The sequence below is a fragment of the Verrucosispora sp. WMMD1129 genome, from assembly GCF_029581255.1.
In the GTDB taxonomy this organism is placed as follows: Bacteria; Actinomycetota; Actinomycetes; order Mycobacteriales; family Micromonosporaceae; genus Micromonospora; species Micromonospora sediminimaris.
On the sequence record NZ_CP120741.1, the window covers coordinates 5,022,151 to 5,045,216 of the forward strand.

General features: G+C 69.4%; 27 protein-coding genes. 7 read left to right on the plus strand and 20 right to left on the minus strand.

The window, feature by feature from the left end:
* Window positions 1-14 precede the first annotated feature (14 nt).
* The 12 genes from O7624_RS23465 to O7624_RS23520 all read right to left on the minus strand — a co-directional run bounded on the left by O7624_RS23465 (window position 15) and on the right by O7624_RS23520 (window position 7,481).
* Complete coding sequence (locus tag O7624_RS23465; RefSeq protein ID WP_282237282.1) at window positions 15-1,799, minus strand: replication initiator; 1,785 nt, start codon at window positions 1,797-1,799, stop codon at window positions 15-17.
* A complete protein-coding gene (locus O7624_RS23470) occupies window positions 1,799-2,065 on the minus strand; it encodes a hypothetical protein (RefSeq protein ID WP_282237283.1) in 267 nt (88 codons plus the stop codon). Before O7624_RS23470 ends, O7624_RS23465 begins: the two co-directional genes overlap by 1 nt.
* The gene (locus O7624_RS23475; protein WP_282237284.1) at window positions 2,062-2,829 is read right to left on the minus strand and encodes a hypothetical protein; all 768 of its coding nucleotides are present in this window, start codon (window positions 2,827-2,829) and stop codon (window positions 2,062-2,064) included. The genes O7624_RS23470 and O7624_RS23475 overlap by 4 nt, the downstream gene beginning before the upstream one ends.
* A 70-nt stretch (window positions 2,830-2,899) precedes the next feature.
* Window positions 2,900-3,277, minus strand: a complete 378-nt coding sequence (locus tag O7624_RS23480; protein WP_282236818.1) for an RRQRL motif-containing zinc-binding protein — start codon at window positions 3,275-3,277, stop codon at window positions 2,900-2,902.
* Complete coding sequence (locus O7624_RS23485) at window positions 3,274-3,573, minus strand: hypothetical protein (RefSeq protein WP_282236819.1); 300 nt, start codon at window positions 3,571-3,573, stop codon at window positions 3,274-3,276. Before O7624_RS23485 ends, O7624_RS23480 begins: the two co-directional genes overlap by 4 nt.
* Window positions 3,570-4,010: a hypothetical protein gene (locus O7624_RS23490; RefSeq protein ID WP_282236820.1), complete on the minus strand. Its 441-nt coding sequence runs from the start codon at window positions 4,008-4,010 to the stop codon at window positions 3,570-3,572. Before O7624_RS23490 ends, O7624_RS23485 begins: the two co-directional genes overlap by 4 nt.
* Before the next feature lie 83 nt (window positions 4,011-4,093).
* The gene (locus O7624_RS23495; protein ID WP_282237285.1) at window positions 4,094-4,303 is read right to left on the minus strand and encodes a hypothetical protein; all 210 of its coding nucleotides are present in this window, start codon (window positions 4,301-4,303) and stop codon (window positions 4,094-4,096) included.
* Complete coding sequence (locus O7624_RS23500; protein WP_282237286.1) at window positions 4,300-5,163, minus strand: FtsK/SpoIIIE domain-containing protein; 864 nt, start codon at window positions 5,161-5,163, stop codon at window positions 4,300-4,302. Before O7624_RS23500 ends, O7624_RS23495 begins: the two co-directional genes overlap by 4 nt.
* Window positions 5,164-5,251: 88 nt before the next feature.
* Window positions 5,252-6,187: a hypothetical protein gene (locus O7624_RS23505; protein ID WP_282237287.1), complete on the minus strand. Its 936-nt coding sequence runs from the start codon at window positions 6,185-6,187 to the stop codon at window positions 5,252-5,254.
* Between the two features lie 105 nt (window positions 6,188-6,292).
* On the minus strand, window positions 6,293-6,478 hold the full coding sequence (locus O7624_RS23510; RefSeq protein ID WP_282237288.1) for a hypothetical protein: 186 nt from the start codon (window positions 6,476-6,478) through the stop codon (window positions 6,293-6,295).
* A gap of 26 nt (window positions 6,479-6,504) precedes the next feature.
* Window positions 6,505-6,933, minus strand: a complete 429-nt coding sequence (locus tag O7624_RS23515) for a DUF3307 domain-containing protein (RefSeq protein ID WP_282237289.1) — start codon at window positions 6,931-6,933, stop codon at window positions 6,505-6,507.
* A 230-nt stretch (window positions 6,934-7,163) separates the two neighbouring features.
* Window positions 7,164-7,481: a hypothetical protein gene (locus tag O7624_RS23520; RefSeq protein ID WP_282237290.1), complete on the minus strand. Its 318-nt coding sequence runs from the start codon at window positions 7,479-7,481 to the stop codon at window positions 7,164-7,166.
* A gap of 180 nt (window positions 7,482-7,661) precedes the next feature.
* On the opposite strand from O7624_RS23520, the gene O7624_RS23525 reads away from it, so the two are divergent.
* Together O7624_RS23525 and O7624_RS23530 are read left to right on the plus strand one after the other, a co-directional pair.
* On the plus strand, window positions 7,662-8,420 hold the full coding sequence (locus tag O7624_RS23525; protein ID WP_282237291.1) for an XRE family transcriptional regulator: 759 nt from the start codon (window positions 7,662-7,664) through the stop codon (window positions 8,418-8,420).
* A gap of 4 nt (window positions 8,421-8,424) precedes the next feature.
* Entirely contained in the window at window positions 8,425-8,895 is a 471-nt protein-coding gene (locus tag O7624_RS23530) for an NUDIX domain-containing protein (RefSeq protein ID WP_282237292.1), read from the plus strand.
* Here the strand turns inward: O7624_RS23530 and O7624_RS23535 are convergent.
* Window positions 8,883-9,452 carry an HD domain-containing protein gene (locus O7624_RS23535; protein WP_282237293.1) on the minus strand — a complete coding sequence of 190 codons (570 nt, stop codon included), beginning with the start codon at window positions 9,450-9,452 and terminating at the stop codon, window positions 8,883-8,885. The genes O7624_RS23530 and O7624_RS23535 overlap by 13 nt on opposite strands.
* A gap of 613 nt (window positions 9,453-10,065) precedes the next feature.
* Window positions 10,066-10,650 carry a TIR domain-containing protein gene (locus O7624_RS23540; protein ID WP_282237294.1) on the minus strand — a complete coding sequence of 195 codons (585 nt, stop codon included), beginning with the start codon at window positions 10,648-10,650 and terminating at the stop codon, window positions 10,066-10,068.
* Window positions 10,651-11,122: 472 nt separating this feature from the next.
* On the opposite strand from O7624_RS23540, the gene O7624_RS23545 reads away from it, so the two are divergent.
* On the plus strand, window positions 11,123-11,401 hold the full coding sequence (locus O7624_RS23545) for a hypothetical protein (RefSeq protein WP_282237295.1): 279 nt from the start codon (window positions 11,123-11,125) through the stop codon (window positions 11,399-11,401).
* Between the two features lie 987 nt (window positions 11,402-12,388).
* Here O7624_RS23545 and O7624_RS23550 read toward each other — a convergent pair.
* Window positions 12,389-13,249 (minus strand): hypothetical protein, encoded by an 861-nt coding sequence (locus O7624_RS23550; protein ID WP_282237296.1) that lies wholly within the window; start codon window positions 13,247-13,249, stop codon window positions 12,389-12,391.
* Between the two features lie 139 nt (window positions 13,250-13,388).
* Between O7624_RS23550 and O7624_RS23555 the strand changes: the two genes are divergently transcribed.
* A complete protein-coding gene (locus O7624_RS23555) occupies window positions 13,389-14,186 on the plus strand; it encodes an alpha/beta hydrolase (RefSeq protein ID WP_093401297.1) in 798 nt (265 codons plus the stop codon).
* A gap of 251 nt (window positions 14,187-14,437) precedes the next feature.
* On the opposite strand, the gene O7624_RS23560 is transcribed toward O7624_RS23555, so the two are convergent.
* Entirely contained in the window at window positions 14,438-15,376 is a 939-nt protein-coding gene (locus O7624_RS23560) for a phosphotransferase (RefSeq protein WP_282237297.1), read from the minus strand.
* Window positions 15,377-15,512: 136 nt separating this feature from the next.
* Here O7624_RS23560 and O7624_RS23565 point away from each other — a divergent pair, with 136 nt between their 5' ends.
* Window positions 15,513-16,658 (plus strand): polysaccharide pyruvyl transferase family protein, encoded by a 1,146-nt coding sequence (locus O7624_RS23565; RefSeq protein WP_093401295.1) that lies wholly within the window; start codon window positions 15,513-15,515, stop codon window positions 16,656-16,658.
* Between the two features lie 17 nt (window positions 16,659-16,675).
* On the opposite strand, the gene O7624_RS23570 is transcribed toward O7624_RS23565, so the two are convergent.
* The 4 genes from O7624_RS23570 to O7624_RS23585 all read right to left on the minus strand — a co-directional run bounded on the left by O7624_RS23570 (window position 16,676) and on the right by O7624_RS23585 (window position 18,680).
* Window positions 16,676-16,882: a hypothetical protein gene (locus O7624_RS23570; RefSeq protein ID WP_093401294.1), complete on the minus strand. Its 207-nt coding sequence runs from the start codon at window positions 16,880-16,882 to the stop codon at window positions 16,676-16,678.
* 58 nt (window positions 16,883-16,940) lie between these two features.
* Window positions 16,941-17,423 carry an SRPBCC family protein gene (locus tag O7624_RS23575; protein WP_282237298.1) on the minus strand — a complete coding sequence of 161 codons (483 nt, stop codon included), beginning with the start codon at window positions 17,421-17,423 and terminating at the stop codon, window positions 16,941-16,943.
* The gene (locus O7624_RS23580; RefSeq protein WP_282237299.1) at window positions 17,420-17,743 is read right to left on the minus strand and encodes a metalloregulator ArsR/SmtB family transcription factor; all 324 of its coding nucleotides are present in this window, start codon (window positions 17,741-17,743) and stop codon (window positions 17,420-17,422) included. The genes O7624_RS23575 and O7624_RS23580 overlap by 4 nt, the downstream gene beginning before the upstream one ends.
* Before the next feature lie 67 nt (window positions 17,744-17,810).
* Window positions 17,811-18,680, minus strand: a complete 870-nt coding sequence (locus O7624_RS23585; RefSeq protein WP_282237300.1) for a carbohydrate kinase family protein — start codon at window positions 18,678-18,680, stop codon at window positions 17,811-17,813.
* Between the two features lie 89 nt (window positions 18,681-18,769).
* Between O7624_RS23585 and O7624_RS23590 the strand changes: the two genes are divergently transcribed.
* Both O7624_RS23590 and O7624_RS23595 read left to right on the plus strand, forming a co-directional pair.
* Window positions 18,770-22,042: a DEAD/DEAH box helicase gene (locus O7624_RS23590; protein WP_282237301.1), complete on the plus strand. Its 3,273-nt coding sequence runs from the start codon at window positions 18,770-18,772 to the stop codon at window positions 22,040-22,042.
* The gene (locus O7624_RS23595; protein ID WP_282237302.1) at window positions 22,039-23,055 is read left to right on the plus strand and encodes an SWIM zinc finger family protein; all 1,017 of its coding nucleotides are present in this window, start codon (window positions 22,039-22,041) and stop codon (window positions 23,053-23,055) included. The genes O7624_RS23590 and O7624_RS23595 overlap by 4 nt, the downstream gene beginning before the upstream one ends.
* Window positions 23,056-23,066 lie beyond the last annotated feature (11 nt).

A 23,066-nucleotide genomic window follows, 5' to 3' on the forward strand; every position in this document is an offset into this window, starting at 1 on the left:
GCGGCGGGGTGGGATCAAGCAGCAGCCGGCGCGGTATCGGCCGGGGTGGTGCCGAGTTCGTGGGCGAGTTCTTCGCGCCCGGTGGTGCGTCGCTCGCGGGCCATGGCGGCGGCGGTGGCGGCGAGGAGGGCGTCTCCGGTGGTGTGCCAGCCGACGCCGGCGAAGGTGAGGGTGCCGACGATCAGGGTCGTGTCGTCGTCGAGGTGGTCGACGGCGCGGAGCGCGCCGGGGTGCTCGTCGGCCTGGTCGTGGTGCTCGTGCCGCCGGAAGCTCACGCGGGTGTCGCGCAGAAGTTGGAAGGTGACCGAGTAGCGGCGGCCTTTGGTGAGGAAGTGCCCGCCAAAGCCGAGCATGTGTGCCCATCGGCGTAGCCGGGCGTACGGGTTGCCGGTGGCGGGTTTCGTGGGTTCGGTGTCAAGGGCGGCTTGACGGTGGGCGACGCAGGTGGGGCAGGCGGCGTAGCGGGTGTGGGTGCCGCAGTCGGTGCACTCCCAGCGCGGGACGAAGCCGGGCCGGGGCCGGTCGTCACGAGCCCGCTCAGACAGGGGCACGGGGGTGCCGGTGGGTCGGCCGATTCGCCAGCAGGCGTCGATGAGGCGGGCGGTGTGGTCGCCGTCAGGGTCGGCGTAGTCCCCGATCGAATCGGCGGTGAGGCGGGTGGAGGTGTGCCCGGTGGCCTCGGTGCTTTTGGTGGCGTACTTGGCTAGGTAGCCGGCGACCATGCCGTCAGTGACCTCACCAGCGCCGTCGGCGGTGATCGGTCGTACGTCGACTTGCTCGCCCCATCCGATTTGCCATCCGTCGGGTCGGTCGGGGTGGGTCGGGGTGTGGAAGGCGATCTGTTCGGCGGCGTGGTGGAGGGCGTCGACCAGGTCGCCGACGCCGAAGCCTGCCGGGGGTGGGATGACGGCGGTCGGGTCGTCGGGGTGGACGCCGTCGAGGCGGGCGATGGCGTGGAAGTGCACCGCTCCTCGCGCCTGCAACTCCGCGACCTTGCCCGGCGAGAGCCGCACGGGAGCAATCTTGCGGATGTTGCCGGAGGCGGTGACGATCTCGACGCGGGGGATCCCCCGGCGTCGGGCGAGTTTGGCGAGCCAGCGTTCCGCGGCTTGCTTGGTGCGGTGCCACAGCTCCCCGGAGAACAGGTTCCACACGACCTGGTGGCCGTGGTCGTAGCAATCCAGGCACAACGGCCGACCGAGCACCGCGTCACCAGTCTCATGACGTGCCCAGCACACAGCCGGCCGACCGTGAGGACAGAGGCCGACATCGCGACGGGCGTGGCAGGGTTCGGCCCGGCAGTCGCAGCGTCGCCGGTTGCCGCAGGTGTGCTTGCGGACGACGCGGGTGTGGACGGTGCCGAACGAGGGGGCGGTGAAGGTGGCGAACACCGCCGGATGCTGCGCGACCGTCTCCGGGACGCCCTTGCCGCCGACGAGGCCGGCGCGTAGGAGTTGGAAGGCGTCGCGTTGGTAGGTGTGCGCGCAGGACGGGCACACCGTGGCGCGGCGGTTACCGCAGGCGGTGTAGATCGCCGCGTCGGGCATGGCGTCGGTGTGCCGCTGCTCCACCACCCGGCCCGTGGATTGCTCGACGGTGAGGAGCTGGCCGGCGAGGCGGATCGGGCGGGTGCAGCCGGCGGCGGCGCGGACGTGGTCCAGCCAGCCGAAGTAGTCCGGTCCGGTGGCGCGCAGGAGGGCGGAGCCGGCGGCGGTGTAGTCGTACACGGGCGTGGTGTCGGCGTTCGAGCCCACACCCCGGGCCGAAGCACGGGGTGTGAGGTCCAGCGTCGACGCCATCAAGCCGCAATCCCGGTGTGGGGGCGGGTGGTGATGGTGCGTTCGCGCACGATGACGCGGCAGGCGCCGCACTGGCGCTTGGCCGGCTCATGCCGGTGACAGGCAATTTGCGTGGTCACGTTGCCGCAGCGGATGGTGACCGGAGCCCGGCAGGGACCGCCGGGGGTGATGTGCACGAGCGTGCGGCGGGTGTCGAACGGATGCGGCTCCGGGTCGGCGGGGCAGATGTGGGTGACGTGCTCGACGTCGACGAGAACAATGGTCATCGGGCACCACCGGCCAGGGTGGTCAGCAGGTGGCCCGCAGTGGCGGGGGTGATGTCGAGTCGGTCGGCCAGCTCGTCGGCGGTGATGGGTCGTCCGGTGGCCTGCTCGTGCTGCACGGCCGAGAAGCGGGCCATCGGCAGCAGGTGAGTGGGGACGTCGACCGGCTCGACAGCCGGCACGGTGACAGGCTTCGGCGCACGAAGCGGCTCGACCGTAGGGACCGGGGTCGGTTGAGGGGTCGGTGCTGGTGTCGGGTCGGATGCGGTGATCGCGGCCGGCGGTTCGGTGGTGGCCTGTTCGGCGGCCTGGACGTGGATGGGTTCGGCCCGCTCGACCGGCTCGACCGGCGTCGACGGCGGGGTGGTGCTGCCCTTGGTGGGGGCGAGGACGAGTTTGACCAGGGCCATGAAGGCGAGGGCGGGTACGGCGGACAGGAGCCAGCCGGAGACGCCGGGCTTGGCGACCGCGAGTTGTGCGGCGAGCGAAAGACTGGCGGCAGCGATGAGTAGGAACAGCGGGTAGCCGATGGGTGCGCCGGTGCGGCGGCGTCGGCGGATGGTCAGTAAGCAGGCGATGGGGACGAGTTCGGAGATGACGGCGTTGGCCCAGCCGAACCACTCACCCGTGCCAGCGGGGGAGTTGGCGAGGGTCCAGTCTTTGACGTGGGTGAAGGAGGCGGCTCCGGCGAAGCCGGCGACGGTGAGCAGGATGAGGACCAGGACGACACCTTCGATGCGGGTGCCGGTGGTGGGTTGAGGGTTCATCGGACACCGCCCATGTAGGCCATGGCGGCACCGATGAGCAGGATGATGGCGAAGGTGATCAGGACGTCCATCAGGAGTCTCCTTCGTGGCAGTCGAGGCAGCAGCCGTAGCGGCGGGGGATGTAGTAGGGCTTGACCTGTCCGCAGTCCCGGCAGGTCCGACGGGCACGCAACGCCTTAGCGATGGCCTGCCGCTGGGCGGGCGTGGCAACGCGCTTGGGTGCGGCGAGGTCGAGGCGGTAGAGGTAGGCGATCCGCTTGCCGCGTCGCCAGAGGATCTGGGCGACCGGGTCGTGACCGCCGGGACGAAGGCCGGCGGCGCGGAGTTGACGGCGGGTGGCCAGTCCGGTCGGGGCCATCTGGTAGGGGAATGTGGGGAACCCGTGGCGGGTGCCGAGCGGGTCGTAGAAGCGGACCCGTAGGCCGATGTGGTCGGCGAAGTCGGTCACGGCCGATCACCCCAACGCTGCTGGGCGGCCTGTCGGGAGATGCCGAGTCGGGAGCCGATCTCGGCCCAGGAGTAGCCGAAGGCCCGCAGGCCGATGACGGCTTCGGTGATGGCCTGGTCGATGACCGCCGAGAGAGCGGTCAGGTCGCGGAGCGCTTCCACGTCTCCGGTGGCGACGCGGCGGCCGTGGGCGCGGATGATGCGCCGAGCGAACGCGGCGAACTCGTCGTTCTCGACGACGTCCCGCCGCTTCTGCGCGGGGACGCGGGGTGTCAAGGACTTCTTGACGGTGTTCATCGGTTCTCACCTCCGGTGGTGTGGAGGCGGTCCCACTCGTCAGCGGCCGTTTCAAGGGCGGTGATGACCTGCTCGGCGGTACGCGCCGGGTCGTCGTTCCACGAGTAGGGGGAGGTGTGTTCGTCGATGACGAAGCCGTCGTCGTCGACGAGGAACAGCGGTTCAGTGGTGTCGAGATAGTCGACGAACGCGGCGAGTGCGGCGAGGTAGTCGCCCAGGGCGTCCGGGGCGAGTTGGGAGAAGTGCTCCACTCGGTGGCCGGCGGTGGCGATGCCGATGGCTCCGGCGGCACATGCCGGCGGGGTGGGGGTGTCGGTGGTCAGGTGGTAGTAGGTGCCCTGGTGCCAGCCGTGCCGGCGCAGGTAGAGGGCAGCCATCCGCAGCAGGTCAGCGGGTGTGACCTGGACTGCGGTGGGTGGGTTTTGGGTAGCCTTCATGGCAGCCACGTCCTTTCGGGGCTGTTGGTGGAGGTCGGCAGGACCAGCTCTGCTGCCAGGCGATGACCTGGTCCTGTCGACTGCTATCGGTTGCGGAGCCGCAGGTAGCGGCGGTGTCGGGTGTCGTCGCCACCCATCAGGTGTGGGGCGGAGACGTAGACGAGCCGACCCGTGGCACTGGCGGCCTGGATCATTACGGCCAGGTCTTCCGGATTGCCGACGACCCAGATCTCCGTGTACTGGTTGGCCCGCTGGTTACTGGCCTTCGTGTAGGCGCGTTCGCGGGTGGTCATGCCGCCATTCCCCAATCAGCGGGAGTGCCGGCCGGGGTGATGGGGGTGCCGGGTCGGCGGATCCAGGCGGCGTAGTCGGCGATGCCGGCGATCTGGGCATCGGTGAGGTAGGCGACCTTGATGCGGCGGGGGATGCCGCCTTCGGCGATGAGGTAGGCCGCGCCCTGGTTGGTGGGGGCGATGTCGGTTGCCGTGTAGCCCTGCTCGGCCCATCCGTGGCCGAGGACGATGTTGGAGCTGTTGGGGGTGGTGCAGCGGAACGCGGCCCGGTAGCCGAACAGGTCCCGCAGCGAGGTGGGGATGATGTCGAACGACGGCCGCTGCGTCGCGGCGACAACGGGGATGCCGGCGGCACGTCCCCGAGCGACCAGGTCGCGCAGGAGGGCGACGAACTCTTCCTGTTCCTGCTTGCTGCCGACGGTGGCGCTGTAGAAGGCGATTTCGTCGACCAGGACGGTGATGACGGACAGGCGGTCGGCGGCGGTGAGCTTGCGACGGTTGTGGGCACGCAGCCACGCGTACCGGTTGTTCATCACCAGCTGGAGCCGGCGGAGAACGCCGAGGGCGGCGGGCATGTCGGGGCCGATGAACGCATCGGCGGAGTCCTCCCACTGCCCCAACTCGACAAGCTTCCCGTCGAGGAGGACAAGGCGGGAGTCGACGCTGAGGGCGGCGTGGGCGGCGATGCAGTTGAGGAGGCCGGATTTGCCTCCGCCGGGTTCGCCTCCGGCGAGGAGGTTGCGGTAGGCGAGGGTGATGTAGACGGGCTGGCCGAACTCGTCGATGCCGATGAAGATCGGGTCGAACATCGACAGGCCAGGCCCCACCGGCACCGGAGCCGGTTCCGTAACGACGGACATGAGGTGCCCTCCTTGGGCGTTTGGTGGGCGCGAGAAGCCGCACGAACGAGCCGAATGGCTCCTCGCGTCCGTTGGGTGAGTGGGTGGGTTAGATCCAGTCGGAGACGTCGTCGTCGGCATCCACCGACGCAGGCTTGGTGCCGTTGGCCGTCGTGGCGGCCGGCTTGGCCGGCTTCCGATCACCCTGTTTGGGGAGGGTGATGGTGGGTGCCTGCACGTCGGGCAGGTCCAGAGCGGTTGGCACCACCGGGGGTGCCTGCTCGACGGTGGGGGTGTCCGGGTCGATCACGTCGACCAGCGGTGAACCGACGTTCGCCGTGAGGACTTCGCGGCGTTTGATGTCGAACCGCACGTAGGCGGAGTTGCCGTCCGATGCCCGTTCGATGAGCACGGTGGAGGCGTGGCAAGTCACGGCGATCTTGTCCAACCGCGATTCCAGATCCTTGACCGACAGCCCGGGTCGCAGGTAGACCCAGACGCGTTCTCCGACCGGGGTCGGGACGGCCCACAGGATCAGCGGCAGCGAACCGGACTGGTTGGCGATGATGAACTGTGCGAAGCACACCCGCAGTCGATGCCGAACGATGAGGCACCATCCCCACGCCACCAGCCGGCGGCGGATCGGAGTCACGCCGGCCGGGATGCCGACGACCAGGGCGACGACGAGCAGGGTCACCAGGGTCGGGGTGTTCGCGGCGAGTTGGACCCAGCCGGTCAGGAGTAGGCCGGCGAGGATGATTTCCGGGGTCCACCACCACAGCAGCCGGATCACCGGCCAGATCCGGACCAGCACCCACACGATGCCGCCCAGGGGGACGCCGACAGCGACGGCGACGAACAGGGCCAGGATCGGGTGCATGTAGGACGAGGCGACCACGGCCGCCAAGATGCCGGCGATGACCGCCGTCAGGACGAACGCCATCCGGGCGTTCCGAGCCCAGGAACGATGGACACGGGCCTCGATGACCGTGACCGTTCCGGTTGACTTCCCGCCGAAGGGGCGGCGAGGGCTAGACTTGGACATGACACGTCCTCCCTGGTTGGGGTGGATGGGTTGGAGAGCCCGGGGTCGGCAGGTGTAGGAGCCAGTACCGGCCCCGCGCTCGATTTCCGAGACGCTGACCGACGGTCAGCCGTTGTTGCGCAGCTTGCGGGCGAGCAGCCCGAAGCGGATGCGCTCGTCCTCGTCGAGGACGGTCGGGGTGCGCCCGGCGGCGCGTTCCTCGCGGATCTGCTTGTCGAGGTGCTTCGGGTCGACCTTGACCTCACGAACGTTGCCGTTGCTGTCCTCGCTGAACAGGTAGGTCCTCCCCACGATGGGGCTCCCTTCGGTGGTGGGGTTCAGAGGCAGGCGATGAGTAGGGACGACACCCACAGGCACGCGGCGTGGAGGGACTGATCGGCCAGGTACATCCCGCAGATGGGGGCCTGACGGTCCGCGAAGTCACCGCTTCCGGTGTGGGTCAGCAGCCACCGCACCGGCCAGCGCCGGTCGAGGATCGCGTGACTGATCACGGAGAAGCCCAACCCGGCAGCAAGACCACCGGCGGTAACGGGCAAGTCCAGGGCAGCGATGGTGATGGCCAGCATGACCACCACCACGACGTGATAGGCCACGACGTGGCCCAGCAGATGACGCCAACCATGCCATCCCGGCGCGGCCTTGTGCGCGGCCTGCTTGTCGGACTGACCGAACACGTGATCGGCCACCTGGTGACCGGCGTAGAAGGTCGCCGCGACGACGGCGAACACGACAGCGGAAATGAGCACGACAACCACTCCCCACAATTGGAGGCGAACGGGTTGGAGGGCAGGCGGGGCCGGCAGGTGTAGGAGCCAGTACCGACCCCGCGCCACATTTCGAGAACGGCAACCACGGGTTGCCAGGGCCAGGAATGTAGGAGCCAGAAACATTCCCGGACCGAGGTGGATCAGGTCAGCGGACCGTAGGCCGCTTCAGGAGACACCGCAGGCTTCACACAGCACGCTGTGCGAAGGACTTACTTGGCCGAGGAACCAGCCTTCGGCTTCAGCGAGATCGCACGGAACGCGACGCCGTTACGCCCGTTGGTCGCCCACGGGATGGCCTCCAACTGCTCGACCTCGATGAGCTGCCCCACCATCACGCCCGGCTTCTCACCCGCCGTGGTGATGGTGATGACCTCACCGCCGTTCTCGTCGAGAACGAAGACCTGGGTGGACCACATGAGCCGGCCCGTTCCCTTCTCCGACCGCTGGTTGCCGTTCTGGTCGTTCTTCGGCTCCGGGTCCTTCGACACCGTCACCTGCTTCGCCTTGGTGTCCACGTACAGCTTCACTTACAGACCTCCTGTGTCTCGGGCCAGTTTGTTTGAGCTTGTCCCCGGTGGACTCTTGCTCGTGGCCTCTGGGAAAGAGAATCCTCGATTCCAGGAGACAACCCATCAGATGAGCTGGACGACTAAAGGACGTCTTCGATAGCATGAACTTGTCCCTAGTCGTCCCTTGAGGAGGGTTCGATGGCGAACGAACGGCTACGCGATGCCATCCTGCGAAACGGCCTCACCCCGGTCGCGGTGGCCGAGCGAATCGGCGTCGACCCGAAGACGGTGGAACGGTGGATCACGCAGGATCGCACGCCGTACCCTCGTCACCAGCACGCCATCGCGGCGATAGTGCGACAAGACGTGCCCTACCTGTGGCCGAAGGCAGTGACCCCGGAGAAGGCGTCGAGAATCGGCCAGAGCGAGATGGTCCGGCTCTACTCCCGGCGTTCATCGGTGCCGTACGACCTATGGCATCAACTGATCGAACGGGCCGAGCAGCGAATCGACGTCCTGGCCTACGCCGGCTTGTTCCTCGTGGAACAGGACCCGAGACTCATCGACACCTTGCGTCAGAAGGCTGTTGATGGGGTCGAGGTGACCATCATGCTCGGTGACCCGACCAGCGCCGCGATCGAACGAAGAAGCGTCGAGGAGGGCGGCCCCGGAGTCATGGCCGCAAAAATCCGCCAGGTTGAGCAGTATTACAACCAGCTCAAAGGCGTCGACAAGGTCAAGGTGCTCTACCACGACACGACGCTGTACAACTCGATCTATCGCTTCGATGAGGAGATGCTCGTAAACATGCACGTACTCGGGATCCCGGCACCACACGCACCCGTGATGCACCTACGCAAGCTCAACGGCGGAGACCTGTTCCGCACCTACTCCGACAGCTTCGACAGAGTGGTTCGCGCATCGAAGTTGCAGCCGGTCGGGGACGTGGCAGCCTAGATCCATGGCGAGGACCGAGCACTACCACGACCCGAACGCGCCGAAGGCCAACAGCATCGTCGTGGCCGTCTCCGTCTTCGTTCGAGACGAGCAAGGGCGGGTGCTGCTCATCCAGCGCACCGACAACGGGCTGTGGTCCCTACCTGGCGGTGGGCAGGAGATCGGCGAGTCAGTCACAGAGACAGCGGTCCGGGAAACCCACGAGGAGACCGGCATCACGGTGGAGGTGACCGGCATCGTCGGTGTCTACTCCGACCCTGGCCACGTGGTCGCCTACTCAGACGGCGAAGTACGGCAGCAGTTCTCGCTCTGCTTCCGCGCCCTACCCGTCAACGGGAGCCCGACACCGAGCGACGAGTCACGCGAAGTCCGGTGGGTCGCCCGCGACGAGCTGGCCGCGTACGACATCCACCCGTCAACCCTGCTCCGCATCACCCACGGCTACGAAAACGAGGCGCAGCCCTATATCGGCTGACGCTGAACGTTGCCGGCGAGCCGGCGCTGAGTCCGCTGCACGGCGGCGACCATCTCCGGCTCTGCTCGACTAATGAACCGGGTCACCAGGTGCTCCGGCCCGTACCGCGACCGGATCTCCGCCAGCCGTTCCAGAACCTCGAAGTCCTGTCCATCCGGCCCGGTCGTCATGTCCGAGAAGCAGAGAGCGTCGGTTACCGCGGTTTCCTCCCGAGGGAACTCGGCGGCCAGGACCTCGCCGAGCCCACGTTCCTCGGCTTCCAGCCAGGCACAGGAGTGGTGAGCCACCAGAGCGGCAATCCGCTCGTCGTACCTCTCACGCCGTAGCCAGCGGCCACCATCGAGGGAGTGGAAGCCAGTGTCGACCAGGTCGGGGCTGTAGCCCACGTCATGCAGCCACGCCGAGGCGACCAGCACGTCACGATCCTCGACCGGCACGGCCACACTGATTTGGTCCGCTTTGGCAGCGACCGCCTGGACGTGACTCCACCGGCGGGGCAACGGCGTCTCAAGCAGGTGTCGCGCAACTTCCCGTGCGGCATCGACGAGGGCAGCCATGCCGCCAGGGTACGGAGCGACGCCAGGCCGCACCATCCCGTGTCCGCTCGCCCACGACACGAGACGAGGCCGGCCGGCAGCCGGCGAAGTGGTTCAAAGTTTCTGTACGTCTTCAAGGCGGCCCGCAACGGGCCGCACGCGCCGCCGCCTGGGCGCGCGTCCGTCGCTCCGCTGGCGCTCCGACTCCGGCCACGCAACACGCCCGACGGCTGGCGCGGAAGCGGAAAGCCCAAGGGGCCGCCGCAGCACGACAGCGCGGTTAACCGGGTGGTGGTGGGCCGGCAGCCGGCCAGGCCGCGCGGCCACGAGCCCGCGCGGCGTAGGGAAGCGAACGCCGACCGCGTCGGCGAGCTGGCGGCGGTCGCGGGGTTGCGGTTACTGCGCCTCCGGCGGGGGCGCTCCGGCTCCAGGATGGCCGGGGCACCGTCGGCGGGTCGCGGTCCGTGGGTGGTTGCGGCAGGCCATCCCGCCTGCCGTCGACCCGGGCAAGCCGAGCAGACCACCGCCCGACCCGCCAGCGTCCGTACGTGCGTCAAGGTCGTCTTGACGTGGCGGGCCGGGCGGCGGCCGGCTCCCCAGGAGGGCGGGTCGACGGCAGACGGGACGGCACTCCCTAACAGGGAGAGCTGTTGATCTTCCTGACGCGGCTGTTGTCGACCAAATGAGCTCTAGCCGTTCGCGCCGCATAAGCATCCTCAATACAAGTGCGCAATGCCGAGTCGGAGGATGGGTACTTCCACCATCGAGCGTAGAGCTTATCTCCATCGACATTGTCGCTTAGGCGAGGCGGAAGGGTGACGCTCGTGCCCGCAACGGAGGGAAGGGTGATTCCCATAAGGCCACTGCGTCGGTCGTTCTTATTATTTCGGAGCGTGGAATAAATTTCCCAGTCAACATAGCGTCGTGCCCACGTGCATTTCCCAACTAGCACAATCGTCACCGTTGAATCTGTCAGGTAGCGCTCCCGGATGCAATCCATGACATAATCAGTGTCTTTGCTGTCGATGAAGTCATCCTCGTCGGAAACGCCAATAATGCGTGCGATGAAGAGGTGCCCAAATGATTCGACGAACTCCTCTACCTCGGCTTGGTCGGCGTGGTGGTATGAGATAAAGCACTTTCGCCGAGTTGGATCATTGCTTTTCCTGGCGGCGGCCTCGGCGATTCTCGTTAGTCTCATCTCGCCGTACGTTGCCATTTAGCATCCTCCACAACTTTCGGGCTCCCTCGGCCAGACCGCTTCCGGCTGAGTGGCTTAGGGTTCTCTCGTGGGCGATCTTGCGAAGCTCCTCAGTAAACTGAGACATACCTTCGCTAACCTTTACGAGATCTGTGACAAGAGCTTCATATTCAGGGAATAGGCGTTGAGCTTCTTGAGGCGACATCGAGGCTGAAGATGGATCTGAGATCTTTGCGTCATACCAGCGTCGGAATTTGGCCTGCCAGCAGGTTAGGTGTGGCCGTAAGCCGTCGTTCAACGCCTTGAGTAGGATCTCTGCGAGGAGTGGGGCGCTTTCTCCTGCTCGCATGGTGTCAGGGGGTACGGTCTTCGCTAACTCTCGAAGTGCGCGAAATAGATCGTACCAAGAGTTGTACATTTCGACTATGACGTCGTGGTCCGGATCGAACGGAATGGCGGCTTTCCGAGATCGCAACTCTACCCATGCAGTGTGGGCGATCTGAGCCACTTCGTTGTTGGGGCAAATCTCGATCTGACCGATGCCAGCGAAGCGAAAGTTGGCTTTAGTGAGGCGCCAGCTGGTGCCTCGTCTTCCAAGACTGATAAGAGTGATCGCGATGGCAAATGCAATGACGAGCGCGACGATGCCAACCTGAACATTCAAACCCCAGCCCTGAATCTTGACATAGAAGACGTCGCGCCAATTCATCCGCACCCCCTCCAGATCGGCTCGTCGCCTGCCGCTGCTGCCGATGGAACTATGCCGTGAGCGCACCCGCGACGGCGAACACCAAGGCAGCGCTAGCAGCGCATCCAATCTCGTTGCCGTAGGCAGCCCGAAGAGCTTCCTGGAGAGACAAACGTACTACACGAAGATCTCGCTCTGCTGATTCTGGCTTCGCCTTCCCGGGAGTAGCGTGCTGCACAAGCCATAGGTGAATATAGACCGGGCTAAGGCCGGGTAGTGGAGCCAGTCTTCCATAATTAGTCCACTTGCCATCCCGGTACCCAGTCTCTTGCTCCAGCTCTCGCTTAGCCGCATTTTCGGCAGTCTCGCCGTCCTCGATATTTCCTCCAGGAAGTTGAAGGGTGCGACCGATTAGGTAATGGTATTGCTCTACCAGCAACAATTGGTCTTCCGTAATTACGGCAACTCGAACTTGATCAGTAGTATGGATCCAGTCGTACTGCCCAGGAGTTCCATCCGGGCGAGTCACCTCGTCTCGGTGAACCTTGAAACGGGGCGTTGAATAGACTGTCCGACTTTGAGTGGTTGTCCAGGGCCCTCGCGGCATAGCATGCAACTCTAGCGGGGGCGCGGGGCGGCCTCGCTTGGGTTGGGCGATGAATCGAGTCAGATTCCCGTCAAGACCAGCAGTACCTCAGGTAACCAGCACGCATAGTGTGCGTCTCGCTACTCAAAGGTCAAGTTCGCCGGGCTCAACAGAGCGATGCCGGATCGTGCGATCCGGAACAGGCGCGGAACGATCAAGCTCTCGCTTCCCTCTGCCCGACCTTTTGTGCCTGGTAGAGCTACCGGTCCGCAGATTGCCGCTCAACCCTTCCTAAACCGTGTGCTCGGGGCTGGTGACAGCAGCGCCGACAGCAACGAGCCGGGACCACGACAACCGCCGACGGTGGCACGCAGACGAGCGCCCGAGGTGGCAGACGTCGGCATACGCCGCCGGACACAGCGCCCAGAACTTACAAGCGAGGGGTCGCAGGTTCGAAACCTGCCGCGCCCACCACGCACCACCTACTCGTCTCGTCCGTTCAGGTTGAGCATCGCCGGCAGCAGGGTCAGCCCGAACAGGATCAGCATCACGCCCGACCCGAGGTCGAGTACGCCGATCAGGCTGCCCACCGAGTTGTGGGTGGTGAAGGGTGACTCTCCCAGGAAGGACATGCTCGACGCGGTGTGCAGGCAGGCTGCGGCAACGGCACTGGGACCGTAGCCGACCTCGTTGCCGTCGAGGTAGCGGTAGGAGCCGAAGGAGACGGCCGCCGTCAGGCAGAGCATGGAGTTGGCCAACACCATCGACGCCGCGAGGTAGATGTAGACCCGCAGTTCCGCGAGGTTCTCTCCGGTCGAGTCGACCCGGGTCCGGTGGAAGCCCGTGGTGAGGAACCGGCGGGCGTAGCCGCGTACGGTCAGATACCAGGTCAGCGCCTCGAAGAAGATCGCGATGACGATGGCGGCGGCGACAAGTGCGGCGCCGAGAGTGAGCCAGCGGGAGCCGGGTGGCCGGGGTAGGAAGAAGGCGGGACCGGCTGTGCCGAAGACGGTAAGCGCGACCAGCCCGGGCGCGGTGAAACAGACCGTGGCCCAGATCCGCAACGCGACGGCTGCCGCCCGCCACCGCCGGGACCGTCGCTGCCAACGTAGGTATCGCCGCCGGATCCGGTGATCTTTCGCGCCGAACGGGAAGAAGGTGCCGCCGCACTCGACCAGCAGGCGTAGCTTGGCCGCGTCGTCGGCGGGTGGCATCCGGTCGTACGCGAGTCGGTAGTCCCGGCCCCGTTCGCTGATCCAGCGGGTCGCGTTCGTGATGGCGGTCAGCTTCAGCAGCCCATGCAGGATGATCGTGATGTTGAGCAGGTCGACGACAACGGCCACCGCACCTCACCTCACCCGGGGCGGGTACCTACTGCGGGCATCGAGACTCGCTGATCGTATCGGTGTCGTGCTCCCGGCACCGGCGGCTCGGCATCCGGCGGGCGGCAGCGGTCCCGCGTCGGAGCCGGGAAGGAACAGCATGAGCTACGCGCAGCTCGACGGCGTTCGATTCTGGTACGAGACGGAGGGCGAAGGTCGCCCGCTGGTGCTGCTGCATGGCGGGTTCGGCACGGCGGAGACCTTCGCCGCGATCCGACCGGCGTTCGCGCGGCGCCGCCTGGTGGTCAGCGTCGATCTGCCGGGCCATGGCCGCACCGCCGACCCCGGCCGCCCGCTGCGGTACGAGTCGATGGCCGACGACGTGGCTGCGCTGATCGTTCACCTTGGTCTGGCCGAGGCCGAGGTGCTCGGCTTCTCCCTCGGCGGTGGAGTCGCCCTGCGGTTGGCAGTGCAGCACCGGCAACTGCTCCGCCGCCTGGTGGTGGTCTCCGCGCCATGTCGGCGGCAGGGCTGGTTTCCCGAGGTACTCGCCGGCATGCCCGAGCCCGACGAGGCGGCCGCCGAGCGGATGCGCGGCACCCCGCCCGAGCAGCTCTACCGGCGCGTCGCGCCCCGCCCGCAGGACTGGCCACGACTCTGGGTCCGGACCGGTGAACTGCTGCGCCGCGACTACGACTGGTCATCGGAGGTCGCGGCGATCACCACGCCGACGATGCTGGTCTTCGCCGACGCCGACTCGGTTCGCCCGGCGCACATGGTGGAGTTCTTCGGCCTGCTCGGTGGCGGCCATCGGGACGCCGGGTGGGACGGCACCGGTCGTCCGGCCGCCCGGCTGGCCGTCCTCCCGGGGCTCACCCACTACGACATCGTCGACTCACCGGCCCTGCCCACGGTGGTCCTGCCCTTCCTCACCCACGTGTCCACCCCGCCCACCTGAAACCCGGCCCCGCCACCCCCAAGGAGGTCGCCGGAGGTTCGCGGGGCTCCTCCGCCGCTGGGAGGGGAGCAACGTCGGGATTGTCGCGGGGCCACCGCTGCTCCGGGGCAGCAGTTTCGGGGATGTTGCTGGGTCGCCGCGGCTGGAGGCAGCAGTTTCGGGGATCTTGCTGCCTCCAGCGATCAGGCGCGGCGGCGGTGCGGTGCGGCGGTGTGGTGCGGGGCGGCGGGCTGCGGCGCGGGCGGGGCGGGTCAGGTGGCGACGCGTTCGGCCAGCCAGGTGAGCAGGACTTCGGCCTGGGCCTGCTGGAACGCCCGGAGGGTGGGGATGCCCGGCGGCGCTGGCAGGCGCGCCCGGTCGGTGAAGAAGCCGGCTAGGCCGGCGTAGAGACCGGTCACCGCGTCCGGGTCGGCTGCGGCGGTGAGCGGAAGCCGACGGATCAGCGCCTCGGTGTCGTGCCCGCCCTGGAGGCGTACGTCGAGCAGCAGCATCGCGGTGTCCAGCCAGTTCGGGCCGCGCGCCGCCCAGGGCCAGTCGACCACTGTGACGCGGCCGGCCGGGTCGACGAGCAGGTTGTCCGCGCGGATATCCACGTGGCACAGGGTGTCGCCAGCCAGCGAGGCGAGGCCGTGGTCCGCCCAGGAGCAGAGGTCGTGGAGATGCGTCCGGGCCCAGGCGTTCAACTCCGGCGGCGGGTCGTCGACTATTCGCCGCCAGCCGGCGAATTCGTCGGCCAGCCGCTCGGCGATGGCCGGCACCTCCGCCACCGGGCTGGGCGTGAGCGCCGTCGACATCCGTTCCAGGGCGTCAAGCACCGCGTCGAGTTCCTCGGCGCGCCACGGGGTGACCGGGTGCCGCCCGTCGACGTCGGTGAGCACCAGTGCCACCCAGTGGCCGTCGTCGTGGCAGCCGAGCAACCGGGGCGTCGGGGCGTACGCGGGCAGAGCGGCAGTGATCCGCGCCTCGGCCCGGTGCATGTCCGGGGTGTCCGGGTTCTGGGCCGGGCTGGCCGCCTTGACAAAGGCGCGACGGCCGCTGGCGGTGCGTACCCGGTCGGCGGTGCCGGGCGAGTATCCGCCGGGCTGCGACACCGCTTCGATCACCCGGTCGCCGAGGATCTCCTCCACGGCGGATCGGACATCAGGGGGCAACTGGGCCCACCGTAGCCGATTTCGTGTCTGCGCCTGCATGTCGTGCACGCTGCCGGTCGGGCACCCGTACCGGCAACCCGTTTCCCGCCGGCCTGGCACCCGGCCCACCGGCGAGGACTGTTCACCAGCGCAGCGGGGAAACGTCCGAGCGGACGCACCTGGGGAGGAGCGACGGATGACGCGTGCCGGACTGACCATCGGCGTGCTCGGCTCGTACGGCGGGCGCAACCTGGGCGACGAGGCGATCCTCACCGGTCTGCTGACCGATCTGCGGCAGCAGGAGCCACACGCCCGGATCATCGTGTTCTCGCGGAATCCCGCACACACCGCGGTCGCCCATCCGGACGTGGAGGCGGTGCCGTGGGAGGGGGTCAGCCGGACCGACTCCGCTCTCGTACTGTCTCAACTCGACCTGCTCATCCTGGGCGGCGGCGGCATCCTCTACGACAAGGAGGCCCGCCGCTACCTGCGGGTGGTCCGGGTGGCGCAGGAGCGGGGTCTGCCCCTGCTGACGTACGCCGTCGGCGTCGGGCCGCTCAACGAGATGGTGGACACCGGCATGGTCCGGGAGACGTTGGCCGGTGCCGTCCAGGTGACCGTACGCGACCAGGAGTCGCGGATGGTGCTGGAGGAGGCCGGCCTGCTCAATCCGATCACCGTGACCGGCGATCCGGCGTTCCTGCTGGAACCGGAGGACTTTCCCGCGCAGTTCCTCCGGGAGGAGGGCGTGCCGGCCGGCAAACGGCTGGTCGGCATGAGCGTGCGGGAGCCGGGCCGGGCAGCGGAGCGGCTGGACGTGGACGGATACCACCGGCTGCTGGCACAGATCGGTGACTTCCTGGTGCACCGGATCGACGCGCACGTGCTGTTCGTGCCGATGGAACGCGACGACATCCGGCACTCGCACGGGGTGCTGTCGCACATGATCGCCGCAGAGCGGGGGCGGATCCTGCACGGCACCTACTCACCGCAGCAGATCCTCGGGTTGATGCGTCACTTCGACCTGGCGGTCGGTATGCGCCTGCACTTCCTGATCTTCGCCGCGATGATGGGTACGCCGTTTCTGCCCCTGCCGTACGCCGGCAAGGTCTTCGACCTCGCCCAGCGACTGGGGGTGCCGGCGTTGCGGGGTGTGGAGCGTGAGGTGGAGGGCCCCCTGTTGGCCGAGGTGGACCAGTTGTGGGATGAGCGCGAGCAGCGGGCCGAGGTCACCGCCCAGCGGGTGGCGCGGGTGTGTGACGAGGCCAGAGGCACCTCCCAGGTCACCCGGGCGGTGCTGGAGAGCCTGCGTAACCGGTCGCTGGTCGAGGTCGGCGCCTGACCGGTGGCGGGGCCGGGTCAGACCGCCGGCCCCCGCCAGCAGTAGCGCCACTGCTGGCGGTCGGTGTCGACGGACTCCAACTCGTAGATCTCCGCTGCCGCCAGCCCTTGTGGCCCCAGGTGGTGGTGGGTCAGTGGGGGCCGGCCGTTCGGGTCCAGTTCGACGGTGACGTGCTCGCCGTCGGCCGTGCCGCCCACCAGTGGGATCTCAACCGTGGATGCCATGCGCCCATCCTGCCCCGGCCGTCGGTGACCCGCAGGGCGAAGCGGGATGATCCTGCCGTCAGCCGGACGCGTCGCACAGGGCGGCGTAGCGGTCAAGGTAGAGCGGCCATCCTCCGTCGTCGGCGACGCCGTCCCGGACGGACTCCCAGCCGGGGCCGTGCCGGTCGAGGTTGCGGTGTTCCAGTTCCACCCGGGTGCGGTGCGGGGTTTCGGCGACGAACCGCACCTCGACCTCGCTGGTGTTGTCGGGCTCGGTCTCGACCTGCCACTTGGGGTTGATGTCCCAGCTGAACACGACCCGATCCGGTGGGTCGTAGGCGAGCACCCGAGCCCAGCGGCACTCGGTGCCGTCGACGCCACGGTCGTAGATGTGGCCACCGACTCTCGGCTCGAACACGGTCTCGGCGATCGCGACACCGAGCAGGTTGTGTTCCCGTGGCTTGAAGTCGCCGAAGCGTTCGGTGAACGTGGTGAACGCCCGTTCGATCGGCGCGTTCACGATGATCTGGCGGCGCACCACCACATCCGCTGCCTGGGTCATGAGTCCTCCTCGGTGGTCTGGTCGACGACGTCCTGGTAGCTGTCCAGCGCGCGGCGCCAGAACGTGTCGAGTTGGTCGCGTAGGGCGGCCACGCCGGCCGGGTTGAGCCGGTAGACCCGTCGGGTGCCGGCCTGCTGGTCGACGACCAGTCCGGCTTCCTTGAGCACCTTCAGGTGCTGGGAGACCGCGGGCCGGCTGATCGGTAGTTCCCGGGCGAGTTCGCCGACGGCACGTGGCTGTTCCGCCAGGCACGCGACGATGGCGCGACGGGTGGGGTCGCCGAGGGCGTCCCAGCCCTCGTCAGGTTGGTAAGTGGCCACGAACGGTAAGCTACGACTTACCAAAGCGCCTGTCAAGCACCACCCGGCAGCGGTACGCCCCGATCGGTCAGTCGCGGGGGAGCAGCCCCGGCGGGTACTCCATGCCGTCGTGGGTGCAGGCCGCGGCGGCGACCCGGGACGCGTACCCGGCCGCCTCCAGCCAGGTCGCGCCGCGGGACCGGGCCGCGATGATCCCTGCCGCGAAGGCGTCCCCGGCGCCGTTGGTGTCGATCACCGGACCGGGCGGGACGGCCGCCGGAACCCGATGGACGTCCCGGCCCAGGTGCAGATCGGCACCGTCCGCGCCCCGGGTCACCAGCACCGGGCGCGGTGCCAGCGCGCCGGCCACGGCCGCCGCCCGGTCGCCGAGCGCCGCACCGCTGACCAGCACCAGCTCGGCCACATCGGCGAAGCGGCGGTGGTACGGGTTGTGCCCGTCCCAGTCGTGCAGGTCGGTCGAGGCGCCCACCCCCTCGCTGAGCACGTCAGCGAGGTCGGGCAGCAACTCCCGCACCCATCCCATGATCGACAGATGCACGTGGGTGGCGTCCTCGATCAGCTCCGCCACCCGGGGCGCCGCGAACGGTGGCGGACCGTCCGAGGCCCGGGGGTCGTACAGCGACATCCGCCGCCCGCCGGGGTCGACCAGGTTCACCGACCGTCGGGTGCCGGCCGGGTCGTCGGCCAGGACCGCCCGCACGCCGGTACGGGCCAGCGCGGCTCGCACGACGGCACCGGCCGGATCCACGCCCACCGTGTCGACCACCGTCACCCGCAGCCCGAGCGCGTGCGCGGCGAGGACCACCCCGGCGCCGGTGTTGCCGACCCGCAACTCGATCGGATCGACGGTGACCGAGTCGACCACCGGCAACGGCAGCCGGGGCACCCGCACTCGCACATCGACGCCGAGGCCGCCGATCACTAGGAGGTCGCACATGGCGCCGACGCTAGCCGGTCGGCGCCGCCTATCCTGGCCCCGGGTCGCCGCCGGTGTGGCGCGAACCCGCCCGGTTCGAGGGGGAGTGCGTGCTGGTCGTCCATGGGATGTGGCTGCCCGGCCGGGGGCTGGCGGTCTGGGCCGAGGACAGCACCCTGCCACCGGCGGCCCCGCGCCGTCCCGGCCGGGCACCGCGAGCCCGCCCACACCCGTTCGCCGCCGGGCACGCCGAACTGGTCGCACTGCTGGCCGACGTCGCCGAACCGGACGACCTCGGCACCGCGCTGCTGCGCCTGCCCACCCGCGCCGGCTCGCCGCTGGATTCACCGGAACTGGTCCGCACCACCGTCGTGGCACCGGTCCGTGGTCCGGTCACCCTCGCCGGGTGGCAGGTTCCGGTGCTGGCGTACGCCCCGGACGCCGCGCTGTCGCTGCTGCGTACCGTCGAGAAGCTGGCCGCCGCACCCGGCGCGAGCCTGCGACACCTGGCCGAACTGGCCGATTTCGCCACCGACCTGGCCACCCGTGGCCGGGTCCTGCCCAGCCTCGCCGATCCGTTCGCGGCCACCGATCCGTTCTCGGCCACCGGGGCATCCGACGCCTGGGCGGTGTGGCGACCGCTGCTGACCGGCACGGACGCCGCCTGGGCCCGGTCGTTGGCGCTGGCCCTGCCCCCCGCCGCCCGGGCCGTGGTCGAGGCGGACCTGCCCGGGCTGGCGTCCGACGGCCGACCCGGGCCCGGCAGAGCGACCCGACCGGGTGCCGACCGTCGGCGAACGACGTCGACAGGTGGCCCTGCGGACGACCCGGGCCGGCCGTCCGCGACTCAGCTGTCCGGGCGGGGGTCCGCGACCCGGGCGTCGGGCCGCGCCGACGCGTCGGCCGAGGTGCCCGGGCTGCTGGTCGCCGACGCGCTCGACGCGCTCACCGACGCGGCCGTGCGCGCCGCGCTGCCGCCGATGACGCTGTCCCGGGGGGTGCGGCCGAACGGTGCCGTGGCGGCCTGGCTGGGCGCGTTGACCGGACCGCAGCGCGGGTTCACCGCCGAGGCAGCGGCGCTGCGCACGCTCCGCTCCGAGCTGGACCAGTGGCAGCGCGACGCCGCCGGTGGCACGGTGCGGGCCAGCTTCCGGCTGGTCGAGCCGTCGGCCGACGAGCTGACCGAACCGGTGACTGTGGTGCCGGCCGGCCCCGATGCCGTGGTCGCCACCACCGGCCGGTGGCGGGTCGAGTTCGGACTGCGCGCCAACGACGAGCCGGGCCTGCACGTCGACGCCGGACAGGTGTGGCGCGGCGACGGCGAGACCGTGGCCGGTGACCATCCGCAGGAGATCCTGCTGGCCGAACTCGGCCGGGCCAGCCGACTGTGGCCGGAACTGGACGTGGCTCTGCGTACGGCCCGGCCGGAGGCGCTGGAGCTGGACACCGAGGGCGCGCACCGGTTCCTGCGCGAGGGCGCTCCGACGCTGCACGCGGCGGGCTTCACGGTGCTGCTGCCGTCGTGGTGGCGACGGCCCGCATCGCGGCTCGGCGCCCGGCTGCGGGCCAGCTCCCGCAGCGCGCCCGGCACGGTCACCGGCCCGGCCGACCGGGTGGGACTGGACGCCCTGGTCGACTACCGCTGGGAGCTGGCTCTCGGCGACGAGCCGTTGACCTCCGACGAGTTGACCCGGCTGGCGGAACTGAAGACCCCGCTGGTACGGCTGCGGGGGCGCTGGGTCGAGCTGGACCCGAAGCGACTCGCCGCCGGCCTGCGCCTGCTGCGGGCCAGCGGTGAGCTGACCGTGGCCGACCTGCTGCGGCTCGGTCTGTCCGATGCCGAGCAACCGGACGCGTTGCCGGTGCTCGAGGTGAGCGCCGACGGCGCGCTCGGTGACCTGCTCGCCGGGGCCGTGGACCGCCGGCTCGCCCCGCTGGACGAGCCGCCGTCCTTCCACGGCACGTTGCGGCCGTACCAGCGGCGAGGGCTGGCCTGGCTGGCGTTTCTCCAGTCGCTGGGGCTCGGTGGGGTGCTCGCCGACGACATGGGGCTGGGCAAGACGGTGCAGCTGCTGGCGCTGCTGGCCGCCGACCCGCCGCAGGCCGGTCCGACTCTGCTGATCTGCCCGATGTCGCTGGTGGGCAACTGGCAGCGGGAGGCCGCCCGGTTCACCCCGGACAAGCGCGTACACGTGCATCACGGCGCGCAGCGGGCTCGCGGCGCGGAGTTCACCGCCACCGTGCACGCCGCGGACCTGGTCCTCACCACGTATTCGGTGGCTGCCCGGGATGCCGCGGAGTTGGCCGGCGTCGACTGGCACCGGGTGGTCGTCGACGAGGCGCAGGCCATCAAGAACGCCGCCACCCGGCAGGCCGAGGCGGTACGCGCACTGCCCGCCCGGCACCGCATCGCGGTCACCGGCACCCCGGTGGAAAACCGGCTGGCGGACCTCTGGTCCATCATGCAGTTCGCCAACCCGGGCCTGCTCGGCCCGGCGGCGACGTTCCGCAAGCGGTTCGCCGAACCGATCGAACGGCACGGGGACACCGAGGCCGCCGAACGGCTGCGCCGAATCACCGGTCCGTTCGTGTTGCGCCGGCTCAAGACCGACTCGTCGATCATCTCGGACCTGCCCGAGAAACTGGAGATGGAGGTCGTCTGCAACCTCACCGCCGAGCAGGCGGCGCTGTACCGGGTGGTCGTCGACGACATGCTCGCCCGGATCGAATCCAGCGACGGCATCGAGCGGCGCGGGCTGGTGCTGGCCACCATGACCCGGCTCAAGCAGGTCTGCAACCACCCCGCGCAGCTGCTCCGCGACGGCTCCTCCCTGGACGGACGGTCGGGCAAGCTGGCCCGGCTGGAGGAGATCCTCGACGAGGTCCTCGCGGCGGGGGAGAAGGCCCTGCTGTTCACCCAGTACGCGGAGTTCGGCGGGATGCTGCGCGGGCACCTGTCGGCCCGGTTCGGCCGGGAGGTGCTCTTCCTGCACGGCGGGGTCGGTAAGGCCGACCGGGATGCGATGGTGACCCGCTTCCAGTCCGACGGCGGACCGGCGCTGTTCGTCCTCTCGCTCAAGGCCGGCGGCACCGGACTGACGCTTACCGCCGCCAATCACGTGGTGCACGTCGACCGGTGGTGGAACCCGGCGGTCGAGGACCAGGCCACCGACCGGGCGTTCCGGATCGGACAGCGGCGCCGGGTGCAGGTCCGTAAGTTCGTCTGCGCCGGCACGGTGGAGGAGAAGGTCGCTGCGTTGATCGCCGACAAGCGTGGCCTGGCCGCCTCGGTGGTCGGCACCGGCGAGCAGTGGGTGACCGAGCTGTCCACCGCTCAGCTACGGGAGTTGTTCACGCTGGAGGCGGGGGCGGTGGTCGAGTGAGGGCCGACGACGGCGGCAGGTTCGCCGACTACGGCCCGCCGCGCCGGGTCGACGGCGGTCTGCGGGCCCGCAGCACCCGGGGCGCGATCGGCGTCTCCTGGTGGTCCCGCCGGTTCCTGGAGGTGCTGGAGTCGTTCGCGCTCGGCACCCGGCTGACCCGGGGCCGATCGTACGCCCGCGCCGGGCAGGTGCTCCGCCTCGACGTCGCGCCAGGCGTGGTTACCGCGGTGGTGCAGGGCTCCCGGGCCCGGCCGTACCAGGTAAGCGTCGCACTCCCGCCCTTTCCGGCCCGGCTGTGGGCCCGGATCGAGGCGGAACTCGCCGCCCAGGCGTTCTTCAGCGCCCGGCTGCTCGCCGGCGACCTGCCGGCCGAGATGGAGGAGCTGTTCGCCGCGGCCGAGGCGCCGCTGTTTCCGGCGGCGATCAGCGAACTGGACCAGCGGTGTTCGTGTCCGGACGTCGCAGTGCCCTGCAAACACCTCGCGGCGACCTTCTATCTGCTCGCCGAGGCGTTCGACGCGGACCCGTTCACCCTGCTGCACTGGCGCGGGCGTAGCCGGGCGGACCTGCTCGCCCGGCTACGGCAGCTGCGCGCAGGTGCATCGGCCACCGACGCCTCGACGAGCCGGCGGCCCGGCGGCGGCGAAGCGGCGGGGCGCGCCGACGAACCGGCGCGGCGGGACGTGCCGGCACCGACGAACCCGACCGGCCACAGTGCTACCTCGGCCCCGTCGGGCACCAGGGCGGCGGACACCGGCTGGCCCGGCGACCACGAGGTGACCATGCCCGCGGCCGGGGCCGTCCGGGCCCTGGCCGACCTGCCCGTCACGCCGCTGGCCGAGGCGGTCGACCGGTTCTGGTTGCCGCCCGTGCCGCTGCCGGACCGGCCGCCGAGCCTGACCGCCCGGCCGGACCTGTTGCTGCGCCAACTGGGCGCGCCCGCGCCGGCCATCGGCGGGCCCGGACTCGTCGAACGTCTGCGCCACGCCTACCGCCAGCTCGGCGAGCAGTGAGCCACCCCGAC

What these genes read in the sequence shown, in the direction of transcription:
- O7624_RS23465 (WP_282237282.1), bottom strand. Translation starts at nt 1,799, where the DNA reads ATGGCGTCGACGCTGGACCTCACACCCCGTGCTTCGGCCCGGGGTGTG.
- O7624_RS23470 (WP_282237283.1), bottom strand. Translation starts at nt 2,065, where the DNA reads ATGACCATTGTTCTCGTCGACGTCGAGCACGTCACCCACATCTGCCCC.
- O7624_RS23475 (WP_282237284.1), bottom strand. Translation starts at nt 2,829, where the DNA reads ATGAACCCTCAACCCACCACCGGCACCCGCATCGAAGGTGTCGTCCTG.
- O7624_RS23485 (WP_282236819.1), bottom strand. Translation starts at nt 3,573, where the DNA reads ATGAACACCGTCAAGAAGTCCTTGACACCCCGCGTCCCCGCGCAGAAG.
- O7624_RS23490 (WP_282236820.1), bottom strand. Translation starts at nt 4,010, where the DNA reads ATGAAGGCTACCCAAAACCCACCCACCGCAGTCCAGGTCACACCCGCT.
- O7624_RS23495 (WP_282237285.1), bottom strand. Translation starts at nt 4,303, where the DNA reads ATGACCACCCGCGAACGCGCCTACACGAAGGCCAGTAACCAGCGGGCC.
- O7624_RS23500 (WP_282237286.1), bottom strand. Translation starts at nt 5,163, where the DNA reads ATGTCCGTCGTTACGGAACCGGCTCCGGTGCCGGTGGGGCCTGGCCTG.
- O7624_RS23505 (WP_282237287.1), bottom strand. Translation starts at nt 6,187, where the DNA reads ATGTCCAAGTCTAGCCCTCGCCGCCCCTTCGGCGGGAAGTCAACCGGA.
- O7624_RS23525 (WP_282237291.1), top strand. Translation starts at nt 7,662, where the DNA reads ATGGCGAACGAACGGCTACGCGATGCCATCCTGCGAAACGGCCTCACC.
- O7624_RS23530 (WP_282237292.1), top strand. Translation starts at nt 8,425, where the DNA reads ATGGCGAGGACCGAGCACTACCACGACCCGAACGCGCCGAAGGCCAAC.
- O7624_RS23535 (WP_282237293.1), bottom strand. Translation starts at nt 9,452, where the DNA reads ATGGCTGCCCTCGTCGATGCCGCACGGGAAGTTGCGCGACACCTGCTT.
- O7624_RS23540 (WP_282237294.1), bottom strand. Translation starts at nt 10,650, where the DNA reads ATGGCAACGTACGGCGAGATGAGACTAACGAGAATCGCCGAGGCCGCC.
- O7624_RS23555 (WP_093401297.1), top strand. Translation starts at nt 13,389, where the DNA reads ATGAGCTACGCGCAGCTCGACGGCGTTCGATTCTGGTACGAGACGGAG.
- O7624_RS23560 (WP_282237297.1), bottom strand. Translation starts at nt 15,376, where the DNA reads ATGCAGGCGCAGACACGAAATCGGCTACGGTGGGCCCAGTTGCCCCCT.
- O7624_RS23565 (WP_093401295.1), top strand. Translation starts at nt 15,513, where the DNA reads ATGACGCGTGCCGGACTGACCATCGGCGTGCTCGGCTCGTACGGCGGG.
- O7624_RS23570 (WP_093401294.1), bottom strand. Translation starts at nt 16,882, where the DNA reads ATGGCATCCACGGTTGAGATCCCACTGGTGGGCGGCACGGCCGACGGC.
- O7624_RS23575 (WP_282237298.1), bottom strand. Translation starts at nt 17,423, where the DNA reads ATGACCCAGGCAGCGGATGTGGTGGTGCGCCGCCAGATCATCGTGAAC.
- O7624_RS23585 (WP_282237300.1), bottom strand. Translation starts at nt 18,680, where the DNA reads ATGTGCGACCTCCTAGTGATCGGCGGCCTCGGCGTCGATGTGCGAGTG.